The sequence below is a fragment of the Vibrio neptunius genome (assembly GCF_000967495.1).
GTDB classification, from domain to species: Bacteria; Pseudomonadota; Gammaproteobacteria; order Enterobacterales; family Vibrionaceae; genus Vibrio; species Vibrio neptunius.
In genome coordinates this window covers 32,144-47,702 of the sequence record NZ_JXXU01000053.1, presented here as the reverse complement: position 1 = coordinate 47,702, position 15,559 = coordinate 32,144, and the positions used below count along the sequence as shown (strand labels likewise).

Below are 15,559 nucleotides of genomic sequence, written 5' to 3'. Positions count from 1 at the left end.
CCGATTCCAAAATGCCATGAGTCACCTCTCACTGGTTGCTTCGTTTGACGTATTTAGGCCCAACTCTCTTCGTTCTGGTCAGGTACAACAAGCTCTGAAACATCAAACAGAGCCTCAAGTTTTATTAAAATCAGATGACCATTTTCAACAGAGGCGATACCTCTGATATAGCTATGATCAACGGTATGAGATACATGCGGTGCGGGCTTTATCTGCTCATCGGTTAATGGATAAACCTCTGAGACACCATCAACAATGATGCCAAGCGGATGCATATCTGCGTCATTGAGAACGATCACCACCGTGGTGGCGCTGATCTCTGCTGGGGGCAATCCAAAGCGAGCTCGTAAATCAACAATGGGGACATACTCTCCACGAATCTCCAAAACACCGAGCATGTAATCTGGAGAGTTAGGGACTTCTCGTACAGAGCTCCAACCACGAACTTCACGCACATCCAAAATAGGCACGCCATATTCATCTCCCCCTAAGACAAAGCTCAAAAATTCATATGGAATACTCATGAAACGCCCCTCAAAATTCTGTCTATATTGAGGAGCTCTTCGGTATTGAGTAGCGACATGACTTGCTCACCTACGTTGATTAATCCCTGAAGATAAGGAGTCACGGCCGATTCACCCACTCCTGGATAAAGCTCATTTTGCCCTTGGCTAACGACATCGCTCACTGCATCAACCACTAGGCCCATCAAACGCTCGTTCTCTTCTGTCTGAAAACGCAAAACAATCACAACCGTAGTTGGCAGATATTCACATTCACCAATTTCAAATCGACTTCGTAAATCCACAACTGGAACAATCATTCCACGTAGATTTATTACTCCCTTCACGTACTGTGGTGCTCTTGGTATCGGTGTTGGACGCTCCCAGACACGAATTTCCTCAACATCTTTTATCTCAACACCATATAACTCACCTGCAAGCTTAAAACTTAAGAAGTCCGCACTTTCAGACACTCCCTCTTCGCTGACTTGCTCTAATACCGCTTGAGCCTTAGCTTCAATTGCTTGGCGAGAGTCTACTTGTTCCGCTGCCATCGATTCCATCATACTTCCTTATGCAGCCAAGCCGCTATGCGTTGAGTCTGATGCTCGATTGAGGAAATTGGTGATCAGCCCTTGTATGTCGAGAATTAACGATACTGAACCATCACCAAGAATAGTGGCGCCTGAAATACCAGCCACCTTACTGTAATTCGACTCCAAGCTCTTAATGACCACCTGTTGCTGATCAAGCAACTCATCCAATAGTAGCCCAACCCGATTACCAGCAGCCTCAACAAAGCAAAGAATACGTTCATCTAGCGAACCACTCTGACCCATCTCTAATTCTTCTTGGAGACGCAGGATTGGAATGTTTTCTTCGCGCAAGCGGTATAACTCAATACCTCCAGAGGCAACTTTGATACACTCAGGGTCAATCTGTATCGACTCCACTATAGTTAAGAGCGGGATGACATACACTTCACCAGCAACTTTGACCAACTGACCATCTAAAATCGCCAACGTTAAAGGTAAGCTGATCGTGAAGCAGCTGCCCACTTCCAATTCCGATTCGACTTCAATGTGACCACCGAGTTCTTCAATATTTCTTCTGACTACATCCATTCCAACACCTCGTCCAGAGATATCAGACACTTCTTCTGCGGTCGAAAAACCCGGCGCAAAGATCAAGTTCATGATCTGCTTATCGCTCATGTCTTCACGGCGCGCATCTGGTGCGAGTACACCTTTTTCAGTCGCCTTGTTCCACAACTTGTCACAATCTAAACCCGCTCCATCATCTTTAATCTCAATCACGATTGACCCACCTTGATGATAGGCATTCAACTTGATCACACCTTGCTCTTCTTTGCCTCTTTCCAATCGGGTTTGAGGTTGTTCTATTCCGTGATCAATCCCATTTCTCACCAAATGAACCAGAGGGTCGACAATGCGTTCTAATACGGTTTTATCCAGTTCAGTCTGCTCACCTTGAATTTGTAGATCGACCTGCTTCTCTAGGCGATTGGATAAATCTCGAACTAGCCTAGGGAAACGGCTGAAAGCAAAGCTCATTGGTAACATTCGAATGTTGAGCACGTTTTCTTGCAGATCTTTGCTATTCTGGAGCAACTGCGCCAAGCCTACCTTGAGTTTCTCAAGCTTTTCCATCGTAAAGTCATTGCCAATTTCAGTAAGCATTGATTGGGTAATCACCAGCTCACCAACCAAATTGATCAAACTATCTACCTTGTCGATATCAACACGAATAGAACTGACACTAGACTCCGTTTTAGCCACTTTGGCTGATTTCTGTTCGGCTTTTGCCATCACAGTTGGGTGTGTATCTTTGGCAGCAGCCGCTTCCTGCTCCACCGACTCTGATGGTTTGCTCTCCTCTACGGTCGAAGGTTGTGAGACGAATTCAATCGACAGCTCACATTCATCTTCCACCCATTCGAAAATTTCTCGAATGTCTGCTTCTTCGACCTCGGCAGCTAGTTGCGCTTGCCACTTGAGATAGCAAAGCTCAGCTTCTATGGCCTCAATATCAGGCAAAGATTCAGTGATCACAGTGATCACACAGGAAGGATGAAGTTCGTTTAGTTCTCTTAGAATTCGGAGTGGATCATTGCCGCTAAAGAACATCTCGGGATGAGGCTCAAAGATGACATGCCAATCACCTTGAGTGGAGTCAGTCTCAGGCTCTTCCACCTCATCGACTGAAGCCTTATTTTGTGTGGTTTGACAATCTGGCGTAGAAACGTCTTCGCCTAACAATTGATGAAGTTCAGCACTGACTTCTTGTTGTAATTCGCTATTAACCTCGCTTCCCTGCTCATGCCCCTCGAGCATACTTCGAATACAGTCACCACTTTTAAGAAGAAGATCCACCGTCCCAGCTGTGAGCTCTTTTTCGTTATTACGGACGCGATCTAGGTAAGCTTCGACGGAATGGGTGAATTCACTGATATCGAACAAATTAAACGTAGCCGCTCCTCCCTTGATAGAGTGAGCAGCCCGAAAAATAGTATTGATGGACTCCTCGTCAATAGAGGTCACATCCAAATTAAGCAGCACATCTTCCAACACTTCAAGATTTTCACGACACTCTTCGTAAAACATCTTGCGCAACTGTTCCATATCTAAAGCCATGAGCGGTTCCCTGCCAAACGACGTTGTTAATGAATACTAATCTTATTTAAATAACGCGTTTTAGTGTTTTGAGTAGCGTTTCTGGATTGAAAGGTTTAACCAACCACCCAGTCGCACCAGCCGATTTACCTTGCTGCTTTTTCTCGGTACTGGTTTCGGTCGTGAGCATTAAAATTGGAACAAATTTATATTGTGGCTTGCCCCTAAGCGCTTTGACTAATTCAAACCCTCCCATGTTGGGCATATTGACATCTGAAATAACCACATCAAATTTGCTACTCGCCACTTTGTTTAATGCATCTTGGCCGTCGTTGGCGGTTTCTACTTCGTATCCGGCATCGCGTAATGTGTGGCTTACCATCTGACGAATTGATACAGAATCATCTACTGCAAGAATCTTAGTCATTTTGATTACTCTCCGACTTTAGTTTTAAATCAAATACGTCTTGTAAACCCAGCGTCTCAATGCCTTCGAGCAAAACTTCACTAGGTTTAAGCAATTGAATTTCTCGTTGATTCTTCTTTGCGGAAATAAAAAGAGAAGAGAGGAGTTGTATACCTGCAGCATCCACCCTCACCACTGCTGTGGCGTCTAAGTGAATAGTATCTTGGTTTGCAAGCCATTCTTGATACTGAGTTGTTGTATCTAGCACTGTAGAAATGTCTAGAGACTCAGGAAGTAAACATTCCATGTTTCTACCTACACTTTTCTTATATTTTCCTAGCCGTTATGGAAGCTGTTCGCTTATTTTTGAGTTTAGGAAGGAATAGTCATTTAGCAAACGCACTCGAGTATTTTATGAATCAAAAATCATATATCGCTAGTTAAACTATAGCTAAACACTCTATTTTTTAGTCACTTAGCCTTGTGTGCACCTCAGAAATAATTTCCACACTCTTTTTGTAGATAAATGACAATTGACATAGAAATCAAAAACATTTTTTAAGCTTGTCATCAGTTAGTGGTTCTCTACGACATACGCGAACAACCAGTGATATGGTAAGTTTACATTGTAAATCTGCGCATACGAGTGTGATGTTTTCTCAAGCTGTAGTCGATAGAAGTAACATTTCCAAGACAAGCAATACGCAATCCACACCCTATTAAACTAAGCTCATATTTTATTATTACGTTACGTTTACATAACAGACATTCGCACTTGGCGATTTGGAAGACGAAACATAGGAATAAATCTATGAGCCTTTTTGCTGATCTAAAACTACGTTGGAAGTTAATAGCCATTGTTGTCATTCCCGTTGTTTGTTTGGTGTATTTTTCCCAAACTCAAGTAATGGGAAATATGGCATTGCTCAAGGAAGACAACAATATATTGATGCTGTCTGAGTTTTCCGTTAAAGCAAGCGCCCTTGTTCATGAATTGCAAAACGAGCGTGATGTATCCGCTGGTTTCATCAACAGCCGGGGTCAACGATTCTTCAAAGAACTCCAGCAACAACGTGAGAGTGTCAATGCGAAGAGAGAACAACTCCGGCAGTTTATGGATAGGTTTGATCCCGCCATCTACGGTTCGGCGTTTGAAAGTCAGTTGAATCATTCAATAACTGAACTCGGCAACATCGCATCAACAAGATCTGCCATTGACACACTAAATATTCCTAGTAGCCAAGCTGTTAGTTTCTATACCGAGCTGAACGCCCTGTTTCTTGCAGATATTGTTCATTTATCTAAAGCCAGCTCAAGTGGTGAGCTCAGTTCCATGGCTGCGGCATATGTGAATTTCTTACAAAGCAAAGAACGGGCAGGATTAGAACGGACCGTATTAACGAATGTCTTTTCAACAGATACATTTCGAGGACGCCAATACGAGCGTTTCCTCAACTTGGTATCGGCTCAAAATAATTATTTGAACGTCTTTAAAACGCTCGCCGCTCCCTCTCAATTGGCTGTCTACGAAAAGATCATGACTGGACCAATTATTGATGAAACACTTGCTTATCGTCAGGTGGCGATAAGAAAGGGGACTTTTGGTAATTTTGGTATTGATGCTTCCGTCTGGTTCACCGCACAAACATCAAAAATCAACATGCTAAAGCAAGTTGAAGATAAATTAGCAAACGATGTTATTGCCCTCACCCAAGCTTATGCAGACAAAGCGAGATACTTGTTAATACAAGATATTATTCTAACTTTAGTTTCAATACTTCTTACTGCTTTGGCCGTCTACTTTGTACAAAAAAGAATCACTACCCCCATTTCAAGTGCTGTACAAATTGCTAACTCTATTGCATCTGGAGAACTGAACAATCAGGTAAGTTATAACTTTAATGATGAGTCGGGCATGTTGCTCAAGGCGCTATCCAAAATGCAACAAAATCTGCGTCAAGCGCAACATAGCCTAGAAGAGAGAATGGAACAGGAGCGAGTTTTAGCTGAACAAAATAGCCGGATACGACAAGCGCTGGACCAAGTTTCAGCCAATGTCATGGTAGCGGATAACAACAATGAACTCATTTACCTCAATCACGCAATGCTCAATGAGTTCAATACTAATGCGGCAAGTTTTAGAAAGTCCATCAGCGGATTTGATCCCACTAATTTGTTAGGGGCAAACATCGGTCACTTCAATCAGACGAACGAATATCAACGTATTCTGAATAGCTCAGAGGCTAGGGTCAATGTTGAACTAAGCCTAGATAATCGCACCTACAACGTTATCGCTAACCCTGTTCTGGGTGATAACAGAGCGAGACTAGGAACCGTTATTGAATGGACGGACCTCACAGAGCAGAGAGACGCCGAGCAACAAGTCGAAAATGTCATCCGAGCCGCCACATCGGGTCAGCTAAGTACACGTTTGGATACAACGCGCTTATCCGGGTTCATGCATGAGCTGGGCGATGGCATTAATGAGCTGCTCGACGCAATTGTGGGCCCTTTAACCATGGCAGCAGATTGTATCGAAAAAATCTCGGCAGGCCAGATACCAGAGACTATCACGGATGACTATCGAGGTGACTTCAATCGTTTGAAGGATAACCTCAATACCTGTATCTCTGCGATCAATTTGCTAATCACTGATGCAAATGGGCTTGCGGATGCCGCAGTCAAAGGCAATCTATCTGCACGAGCAGACGTCTCTCAACATCAAGGTGATTTTCGCTCCATCATCCAAGGTGTCAACAATACCTTGGACGCGGTCGTGACACCACTTACCGTTGCTGCCGATTGTGTTGACCAAATAGCGAAAGGTCGCGTACCACAACCCATCAATGAAAACTACAACGGTGATTTCAATAAACTTAAAAACAATCTAAACACCTGTATTTCGGCCATTAACCAACTGATCGTCGACGCCAACTCATTAGCCTCATCAGCCGTAGAGGGTAATCTAGACAGCCGCGCTGATACCTCACTCCATCAGGGAGATTTTAAACAAATCGTACAAGGAATGAACCAAGCGTTGGATGCCATGGTGGAACCTATCAATGAGAGCAAGAATGTCCTAGCAAAACTAGCAAATGGGGACTTAACCTGTACAGTCAACGGCCACTACAAAGGCGAGTTCTCTATATTAAAGCAAGCGGTGAACGCCAGTATTGAAAACCTGATGGGATTGATTAAGAACATCAACCAGTCTGCTGGAATTGTTCGCAGTTCTGTCAGTGAACTATCAAGTGGAGTAGTAAACCTTAGTCATCGAACAGAAGATCAGGCGACGTCACTAGAACGAACTTCCGTATCCATGTCAGACATGACAGAGTCTGTGAAGCAAAATGCTGACAATGCTAACCTAGCCACCGAACTGGCTCGCGACGCACAGACAAAAGCGCAGAAAGGGGGCGAGGTGGTTGACCGGGCAGTAGTCAGCATGGCGGAAATCAATAGTTCCAGTAAGCGAATCTCAGACATCATAGGCGTAATTGATGAAATAGCCTTCCAAACCAATTTACTTGCACTCAATGCAGCCGTTGAAGCGGCAAGAGCCGGCGAACAAGGTCGGGGTTTTGCGGTTGTGGCTGGAGAAGTTCGAAACCTTGCTCAACGTTCGGCTCAAGCGGCTAAAGAAATCAAAGAGTTGATACGAGACAGCGTCTCTAAAGTAGAAGAAGGTACTGAATTAGTTAACGAATCTGGCTCAACTCTAAAAGATATTGTATCTGCCGTAGAGAAAGTCAACACCATGATCTCTGACATTTCTGCCAGTTCCTCTACTCAAAGTGACCGCATTACTAAAGTAAATGAAACGATCAAAGAAATGGATGGTATGACTCAGCAGAACGCAGCTTTGGTAGAACAAGCGTCAGGTAACAGTACATCAATGGAAGAACAAGTAAAAAGTGTCATTCAGCAACTGTCTAATTTTAAGATTGAAGACGCCTCTCCTTCGTCAAGAAGAGAAACCAATAATTCGACCGTTCTAAAGCTAAGTAACTACCCTAACTAAATGAAGTAACCGATGAAAAAAGAGGAGAAGTTTCTCCTCTTTTAATTGAATGCTACTACTGACTTGCCATAACAGTGAATGAGCTTGAGGCTTTTTACAGTGTAAATTGGTCCATTTTACACTATCATCAAATCGAGCATTACTTGAATATCAACTCTCAATTGCTGCTCGGTTTGCTTCCTTCCACTCAAACTGAACTCGTCACCGCATTCTTGCCAGCTTCGCTGCTGCAATAATTTTCTAATCATTAAATCAGAGCTGTTTTGCAATGCCGTATTTGAGGCTAGCAACATATTTGCAATAAAAGGAGCCACGCATTCGTACCCAGCACCTCCCTTGCAATAACAAGCGATCAACTCAAAGAACCCTCCGAATTCGTCGGAAGCATCTTCCTTACGCAATAGATTACGTACAATGTCGGTTTCAATATCATTAAAAGCTTCACCTAACAGATAGGGCATTGATTGCTCAAAGTGGTTCTCAGCAGTTTGTAGCCAGGTTGGCTGCCCTTTTATCATCACGACAGAGTGGCAGCCACTTGCTTGGTCACGTTGGATACCCAGCTTCACCGCTGTGAATCCATTCTTGAACCAGAACTGGAGCAATTCGCTAGTCGCTCCAAAACTGGTAGAAATAAATGCCGCGTCACTACCTAGAGACAGCTGCTCTACCATAGATGAGCCGATCCCTTGCTGCTGATAATCCGGATGAGTAGCAATTCGCATGATTCGTAAACTGGCTTGGCGAGCAGCCTCCCCCACTCCGATTTGGTTTGCCAGCATCACTGGCACTAGGTGCCCCTTAGGTCGCCGGTTGCCCTGCTGAATCGATTCTATCAAGGTGGGCTCTAGTTCCCCCTCGCAAACAGTGAGCATACACCCAAGACAGTCACCATGATTGAATGCAGCAAAAAGCTGGATCGCCTCATCTTCCAGCAACAACATTAAGTCATTCGGCGATGTCTGGTAATGCGCATTCACTAGCAAAGCAAAACAAGTTCGCAACAATTCGGGGTTGCTTATCAATTGAGTCTTATCAATCTTACTGAGCTTAACATCAGATGAAAGAACCGTTTCCGTCGGGGTCAGTTCCGCATTCAGCAAAAATGTGTCGAACAACCAATTTTCCAAAGGGTCATCCTTACTCCAGCGTATAGGTTGTTCAAGATGATAAAATGCGGTTCCAGCTCTTTGTTGTTTCAGCCATTGTTGGAACTTGAGCGTAAACCCTCTGCCACACCCTTCATAACCATGAATCGTGGTAGAAAAGACGCAGCGATGATGTCGCTCAACCATTTTTTTCAGCATAGGAATTGGAATCGCGGAAGCTTCATCAACCAAAAGAAAATCACATTTTGGTTCTTGTCTGATCAATTCATCTGGTGCTATGAACGTGAGTGAGGAAGCATTATAGCGAAGGTTCCCCTTGCTCAACGACGCACTAGGCAACAATCGCTGAGCATGCTCAAACACAGGGGTGACTGTAGCTAAGCTAGGTGCAGTCACTAGAATACGAAGGGTGCGAGTTTGCATCAGCTCAGCAGCCGCTATGCCCAACGCACTACTTTTTCCTCTTCCGCGATCAGCAGTCAAGACCAATGGACGTTTGCGATGGCCTTCGACAACTTTGCGAATCTTTTCAACAGCGATGTTTTGCTGCAGGAAGGGAGTAGCTTCAATCTTTTCAACCAAAGGAAGTGACGGAAATGATTGAGCCTGTTCGATACAAATCAAACGCTCTAATGCGGAATTTAGCCACTGTGTGGCTAGGGAAGCAGAGTCAGATGGCGGTGGAAAAATCACCACTACGCCCCCACCTTTCACACAACCTAGTACCGCACTGAATGAGCTAGCATCAAATTCTGAGGACAAATCACACACCAAAAGTGAACACTCTTGCCCCAATAACCGCAGCCCGTGTTTGTAAGACACACAATAGCGCTGGTCACTGTCAACACAAAGGTCACCACCAAGCTGAAAGATATTGGCTCCTGCATACAAGTCTTTAATCGTCGATAGAGTTTGCTTTTGCCAAAGCTCATCACCTTTGAGCACAACACCGAATCTATGATTAGCCGTACGAGCAGAATGCATTAGCTGAGAGAAATAATCGCGCATGGACCGTTGTCCGGTTTCAGAATGTATGCGAATTATAACAACTTGGAACTAGAAATGAGAGATAGAAAAAAGCCGCTCTTCGCGGCTTTCATGTGCTGACTGATGTTATTTCAATTTAGACGAAACAAAATCTAGAATTTCCTGCATAGTGGTATCGTCGACTTTCTTCAGGTTGAGCGCTAAATCAGCGCCTTTGCGGCTATAGCTCGCTCTTCCTTTAATGAGATCAACTTTACGAGTGGTAGGCCGCTTGCTTGGTGCAAGCGCTTCAATCCATTGCTCAATGGTCTCGGATACTTCTTTAGTGATACGAGCCACACCCTGAGCCTGGCTACGTTGCCAGACGAAACCATCGGTTGACTGGCATTTGTCCAAAAGTTTACTGCGGTTCGCGCTACTCAGCTCATTAAACTGCTTATGCAACTTAACAATAGTAGGACGGCCTAAGTCTGCGACATTTGGGTAAGCTTGAAGTAAAGTGAGCGGCAAATCGGCTGCTTTTAATGCCCCACTCACCAAAGCCTCGCTGCATTGGAACATTTTTGCCAGTGCTTTCTGATCTTCCGCTTCGCCACTTTCCAATTTAGCCTGCATCTCTTTGCCTTTCTCATACAAAGACAGCGGCTTGTGCGCGTTAGCGACATCAGACAGGAATTTTGCATGCTCGCCGTTGATGTTTTCAGCAACGTAAATCAAAAAATCTTTATCAGCCAAGATACATGACATGCGACGACGACTACCATCGAGTACTTCGATTTTACCATCATCACGTTTACGACCGACTGCCGGATATTGCTGACCGCGCTCTTTCAACGTAGCGAGTACATCGGATAACGCGTGCTCATTCAGAAACGATTGCTCACGAGCATTTTCAGCAAACACGACAGTATCTTCTGCAACCTGATTAGCCGGAATACGCACTAATTCAAAGGTCACTACATCTTCACCAGCGACAGAGAGCTCAATAACCTGAGCCTGATCTTTCGCCGCCTTTTGTGCTTCCTGAGGGGTAGCAACGTGGCGTTTGTTCGCCTTGCCAAACAATCTTGCGTTTAAATCTGAAGTCTTAATTGCCATAGTCTAATTACCCCTGATTTAGTGATGACCAGTTGCTGTGAAGGACACGTTCTAGTTCCAGCGCACTCTTTTGAACAGCGTCTTGCGCTGTCGCCAAAGTCTTTTTACCACCTTCGAAATCGCCCGTTGTCAGGTCAAACACAGTACTGTAGGTATCAGCACAAGTTTCAAAAGCACGGCTACGTGGAATAGTGGCCATTGTGACTTGATCGCCTAATAGGTAGTTCATTTCAGTAAGAACTGCCACTTGCTTCTTGTTGTCATCTTCAAACATAGTCGGCATCAAGCGAACAAACTCTAGTCCCTGCCAGTCTTCTGGGAACATCTCATAGACAGTTGGCAGGTGTTGGAAAAAGTTAACCGTTGACGCCCAATCTAAGCGTTTTGCCGCACATGGGATCAGCAAAGCATTGGAGGCGTACATCGCGTTCCAGACTAAAGGATCAACGTGTGGTCCCGTATCAATCATAATGATATCGAAATCGTCAGCAATTTGGTCAATCAGCTTTTGTTTAAGCAGTTTTACTATGTCCAACGACTGATTCTGTGACAAGTTTTGCCACGCTTCTGCGTTAAACATTGCGTCTTCTGGGAACGCTGATACGGTTTTCAGGTTCGGGTACTGAGTGGGAAGCAACACATTTTTATGCAGAAACTCTTTGTCGACTTCAACGCCTTCAGGCACGTTGTCGAGCATGACATCCACAGCTGAGTAAATGTTATCGTGGTCAGTCAGGCTAATTTGCGGATTTAGGAATAACCGTAGCGAGCCCTGAGGATCTAAGTCAATCAGACAGATGCGGTAACGTTTGTCTAAATTCAACGCTAAACATGCAGCTAGATGTACGGCCGTCATAGATTTACCAGTGCCGCCCTTCTGGTTTTGAACGTTAATGATCCAAGGTTTGTTATCATTATTTTTCTTACGCTCATGGAATTTTGCTACACCTGCAGCGTCCATCAGCATATGTGCTTCTTGCAGCGAAATTGAATAATGGTTTGCATTATTCTTAGTAAACTGATGACCGGATTCTTCAAGTTTACTGATGGCCTCATCCAGTTTACGGCGAGTCAGACCTGAACGAGTTTCCATCAAAGCTTTCGACATTGGTGGAAAATGCTCATCACTGCGCTCTTCTAAAACAATCTCAATGCGGTCGGCCTGAACCTGAGCCGTTTGCTCAGCCAGCTGAATGAGACTTTCGATTGTCTGTTCTCTTTTCATTGCCAAATTCCATTATTAGTGACTGTTATCAATTGTACAGCATAAGAAACCAAAAACAACGAAAAGGTGAACATACATTTATCGACAGCAATCACATTAATAAGAGAATTTTCAATCGATTTAATGAATCCTCAATAAAACCTGTCAATATTTAACCATAAATATAGTGAAATAACCCTGTAAGAATCTCCCACAATAAAAGTGTTACAAGGTCACATATTTACATTGTAAACTTGATAGCCACTAAAAACCGTCTTATTTTCTCGGAACGATTGATATCTGCGTATGATTTACGGCCAGTGTAATTTCGATTGCGAATAACCTTACTTGCTGATGCATACAGAGAGTACGACTGAAACAAACATTTCGAATTAGTACTCTAGATGAGCGATAAATTCACTCTCTGAAAGCATGATCAAGGTAACTCCTTTGATCATGCTTTCGAATGTAAATCATGAGAGAGGAACTATGATCAAGGTAAAATTAGACATGATTCAAGGACTCGTACGCATAATTTAAAATGATCATAGTACGGATCAATGATCAAGCTCGTTTGTTCCTCGGAAGCATGAAAATATCTTACTAAGTTACGGCAGAGTGCAGATGAACTAAGGGATTAAGCTAATATGACCAATTCTCAACATCAATCGAGGAACCAACTTCGTGATGTATTGTACATCGGCTTTTATCTTGATCATGCTTTCATACGCTAAGCCAGAGAATAAAGTCGATGTCAATCAACACAAAGATGTCAAATGGATTTCACGTTGATGAATAAAGCGACATTTATGAGCCACTTTTCACACGAATCAATAACACCTTGATCATCGTTTCGTACTTATTTGTACGAAAATGCATTACTCTGTATGCATGTCTAGTTAATCGTGAATATGCGTTGTGGATAAAGTGTGAGTGCACGATGATCATGCTTCTGAAGAACTAATGATCATGCATTCGAGCTGCTATTGATCATCGTTCTGGATAATATTGATCATGCTTTCACTCTATTTATGATCATCGTTTCGAACTACTCATGATCATGCTTTCAACGGTGTATAAAAAAATACTTTAAATTACATAAACTTAAAAGAGGAAACACAACCAGATCAATAGATCATATAATCATTTAAGATCACTTTAATCATAAAGATCAGCTTATTAAAACAATAAGTTTTCCCTTTATTTATGATCGATTTTTCTTTATCCTTTCGGAACCATAGCGATATTACGGCCATTGTGATACGGATCATAATAAATGAGCTCAGAAGAAAAAGTATTGATCAAAGCTCCTAGGAGCCATAAAGATGGGCACATGTTTGAAGTGTCTGAAGCCGCAGTCAATTGGATTGAACAGTATCAACACTTCAAAGGGGTCACTAAAAGCATAGTTGAACTTCTGAATCTCATCTCTCTACAAGGCTTCAGTAGTAAAGATGGCCTAGTCTCCACGACAGAACTGATTGAAGCAACAGATGGCCAACTGACTAGAGCAGCGATCCAGCAACGATTACGCGCTGCTGTGAACATCGGTTTGTTCCAGCAAATTCCAGTTCGATTTGAAGAGGGGCTCGCAGGAAAAACAATGCTACATCGTTTTGTGAACCCCAACCAACTGATCTCAGTACTTGGCGCAACTAGCCTTATGACCGAATCGGTAAAACAGAGCGAAAAGCAAAAACGCTCTAAAGCGTTAGCGCAGACTCACGTTAACAAACGTTTGTTGAATGAATATGGTCTGAACACTCCACCAGCAATGAAAGATGAAGCAGACCAGTTTGTTGTGTCACCCACCAACTGGGCTGGCATTATTGATCAGGCTTTAGCTCCTCCTCGTACGCGCAAGCAGTATCAGAAAAGTATGGTGTCGATCTCGGGCACTAAAGCCGTGATCGAAACCCGCTCTTCGAAGAACATCATGACAGTAGATGATCTTATGACGTTGTTTGCCTTGTTTACTCTGACCGTTCAATATCACGATCATCATCAGCATCAGTACCAGTTAGATGCGAAGCAGGCACCAAATAAAACACCACTCTACATTACCGATATTTTGTCACTGCGTGGCAAGAAAGACAGTGGTCCGGCGCGTGATTCGATCCGCGACAGCATCGATAGGATCGAATTTACCGATTTTCAATTGCATGAACTCACAGGGCGCTGGTTGAGTGAGAACATGCCAGAAGGCTTTAAGAGTGATCGTTTTCGTTTCTTAGCCCGAACCATTACTGCCTCAGAGGAAGCGCCAACAGAAGGTGCAGATGGCGAAATTCGTATTAAGCCAAACCTCTATATCTTGGTCTGGGAGCCGTCCTTTTACGAAGAATTGCTGACTCGGGACTATTTTTTCCTCTTTCCACCGGAAATCCTGAAACAACATACGTTAGTTTTCCAGCTTTATAGCTATTTCCGAAGCCGAATGTCACGTCGTCATACGGATGTTATGCTACTCAGCACGCTCAATCAGAAATTGGCGCGCAACATAGAGTGGCGTCGATTTTCTATGGATTTGATCCGCGAATTGAAGAGATTATCTGAAGGAGAGAAGGCAGAGGAACTGTTTGAGGTAAACCTCTGGGGTTACCACCTGACGATCTCGACGATTGAAGAGGGCGGTAAGATCAAAGACTATCAGCTTGACATTAAGTGCGATGCCGAAGAAGTCCTTCGTTATTCTCGTGCCCGCACGACCAATGCTGGTAAGCGCAATATGGCTCCCACTTTACCAAACCCGCTACGTAATGAAATGGTGACAAAACAGCAATTGGATGAAATGTCTCAGATCATTGATGGCGAGTTCGAGCCAATTCAACGTAAACAAAGATCGCCTAAAGGGAAATTGGGCCGTCGAGTAAAAGTTCGCAAGCATCTTGTTGAGATTAACGCGGATGAAATCACTATTACTCTATCTAAATATACCTCACCAGAGGCTCTAGAACGCTCTATAACGGCTTTAGCAGCGATGACTGGCCATTCTCACAATTCAATTCAAGAAGAGTGTCAGGAGCTCATAGAGAAGCTTGATTTCCTTCGAGTAGGGGAAAAGATCATTCCATACGAGACACTTAGCAAGCTGATTGAACTTTACAATGGCCAAAGTGAAAACAAGCATTTATCCATTGAACGCCTCATCGCCGGCTTAGCAGTGAGACGTAAGATATGTAAACAGGTTTATGAAGGACATCTTGATGAAGCTGTATTTAGAGTGCTTGACGAAGTTGCAGTCTGATTAAAGATAACGCTCACTTTCGTATTAGCCAGCCATTCATTGCTGGCTTTTTTACCCTTGATTACTCAGTGACACAGCCTGTTACACACCTAGAGTGAATAGACAAATCTACTACATTCCCCTGACAGTGAACTGACATTGGTTGTAACTGAGTTGGATAACATTTACCCCGAATAGACAACCTTTTGTCCTTTCTGATGAATAAGGGATCTGGATTATCCCTGATAGATTGGCTCATATTGTTACATTCATTCTGAATATTTCGCGAGTTCTTAAGAACTCGCTTTTTTTTGCCTGCTATTCCTCAACCACTGAAAGCATGATCATGGTAAAACCTTGATCATTGTTCCG

The 15,559-nt window shown here is 43.5% G+C and carries 10 protein-coding genes; 2 read left to right on the top strand and 8 right to left on the bottom strand.

Annotated elements, in window-relative coordinates:
- Positions 1-53 precede the first annotated feature (53 nt).
- From TW84_RS18725 to TW84_RS18705, 5 genes are read right to left on the bottom strand one after another with little or no spacing between them, the layout of a single operon-like run.
- The gene (locus TW84_RS18725; RefSeq protein ID WP_045977147.1) at positions 54-524 is read right to left on the bottom strand and encodes a chemotaxis protein CheW; all 471 of its coding nucleotides are present in this window, start codon (positions 522-524) and stop codon (positions 54-56) included.
- A complete protein-coding gene (locus TW84_RS18720) occupies positions 521-1,069 on the bottom strand; it encodes a chemotaxis protein CheW (RefSeq protein WP_420806557.1) in 549 nt (182 codons plus the stop codon). Before TW84_RS18720 ends, TW84_RS18725 begins: the two co-directional genes overlap by 4 nt.
- Positions 1,070-1,075: 6 nt before the next feature.
- Positions 1,076-3,157, bottom strand: a complete 2,082-nt coding sequence (locus tag TW84_RS18715; RefSeq protein WP_045977146.1) for a chemotaxis protein CheA — start codon at positions 3,155-3,157, stop codon at positions 1,076-1,078.
- A gap of 46 nt (positions 3,158-3,203) precedes the next feature.
- Complete coding sequence (locus TW84_RS18710; protein WP_045977145.1) at positions 3,204-3,563, bottom strand: response regulator; 360 nt, start codon at positions 3,561-3,563, stop codon at positions 3,204-3,206.
- Positions 3,556-3,849, bottom strand: coding sequence for an STAS domain-containing protein (locus tag TW84_RS18705; RefSeq protein ID WP_045977144.1), 294 nt, complete (start codon positions 3,847-3,849; stop codon positions 3,556-3,558). The genes TW84_RS18710 and TW84_RS18705 overlap by 8 nt, the downstream gene beginning before the upstream one ends.
- A 504-nt stretch (positions 3,850-4,353) precedes the next feature.
- Between TW84_RS18705 and TW84_RS18700 the strand changes: the two genes are divergently transcribed.
- Positions 4,354-7,563, top strand: coding sequence for a methyl-accepting chemotaxis protein (locus tag TW84_RS18700; RefSeq protein ID WP_045977143.1), 3,210 nt, complete (start codon positions 4,354-4,356; stop codon positions 7,561-7,563).
- A gap of 116 nt (positions 7,564-7,679) precedes the next feature.
- Here TW84_RS18700 and TW84_RS18695 read toward each other — a convergent pair whose 3' ends face one another.
- The 3 genes from TW84_RS18695 to TW84_RS18685 form a co-directional block, all read right to left on the bottom strand.
- Positions 7,680-9,680 carry a tRNA(Met) cytidine acetyltransferase TmcA domain-containing protein gene (locus TW84_RS18695; RefSeq protein ID WP_045977142.1) on the bottom strand — a complete coding sequence of 667 codons (2,001 nt, stop codon included), beginning with the start codon at positions 9,678-9,680 and terminating at the stop codon, positions 7,680-7,682.
- 105 nt (positions 9,681-9,785) lie between these two features.
- On the bottom strand, positions 9,786-10,757 hold the full coding sequence (locus TW84_RS18690; RefSeq protein WP_045977141.1) for a ParB/RepB/Spo0J family partition protein: 972 nt from the start codon (positions 10,755-10,757) through the stop codon (positions 9,786-9,788).
- Positions 10,758-10,764: 7 nt separating this feature from the next.
- Complete coding sequence (locus tag TW84_RS18685; RefSeq protein WP_045977140.1) at positions 10,765-11,982, bottom strand: ParA family protein; 1,218 nt, start codon at positions 11,980-11,982, stop codon at positions 10,765-10,767.
- Between the two features lie 1,255 nt (positions 11,983-13,237).
- Here TW84_RS18685 and TW84_RS18680 point away from each other — a divergent pair.
- Entirely contained in the window at positions 13,238-15,208 is a 1,971-nt protein-coding gene (locus tag TW84_RS18680; protein ID WP_045977139.1) for a replication initiator protein RctB domain-containing protein, read from the top strand.
- The last annotated feature ends 351 nt before the right edge of the window (positions 15,209-15,559 follow it).

Coding starts and splice junctions, on each gene's coding strand:
- TW84_RS18680 (WP_045977139.1), top strand. CDS start 13,238: ATGAGCTCAGAAGAAAAAGTATTGATCAAAGCTCCTAGGAGCCATAAA.
- TW84_RS18715 (WP_045977146.1), bottom strand. CDS start 3,157: ATGGCTTTAGATATGGAACAGTTGCGCAAGATGTTTTACGAAGAGTGT.
- TW84_RS18725 (WP_045977147.1), bottom strand. CDS start 524: ATGAGTATTCCATATGAATTTTTGAGCTTTGTCTTAGGGGGAGATGAA.
- TW84_RS18700 (WP_045977143.1), top strand. CDS start 4,354: ATGAGCCTTTTTGCTGATCTAAAACTACGTTGGAAGTTAATAGCCATT.
- TW84_RS18695 (WP_045977142.1), bottom strand. CDS start 9,680: ATGCGCGATTATTTCTCTCAGCTAATGCATTCTGCTCGTACGGCTAAT.
- TW84_RS18705 (WP_045977144.1), bottom strand. CDS start 3,849: ATGGAATGTTTACTTCCTGAGTCTCTAGACATTTCTACAGTGCTAGAT.
- TW84_RS18720 (WP_420806557.1), bottom strand. CDS start 1,069: ATGATGGAATCGATGGCAGCGGAACAAGTAGACTCTCGCCAAGCAATT.
- TW84_RS18685 (WP_045977140.1), bottom strand. CDS start 11,982: ATGAAAAGAGAACAGACAATCGAAAGTCTCATTCAGCTGGCTGAGCAA.
- TW84_RS18690 (WP_045977141.1), bottom strand. CDS start 10,757: ATGGCAATTAAGACTTCAGATTTAAACGCAAGATTGTTTGGCAAGGCG.
- TW84_RS18710 (WP_045977145.1), bottom strand. CDS start 3,563: ATGACTAAGATTCTTGCAGTAGATGATTCTGTATCAATTCGTCAGATG.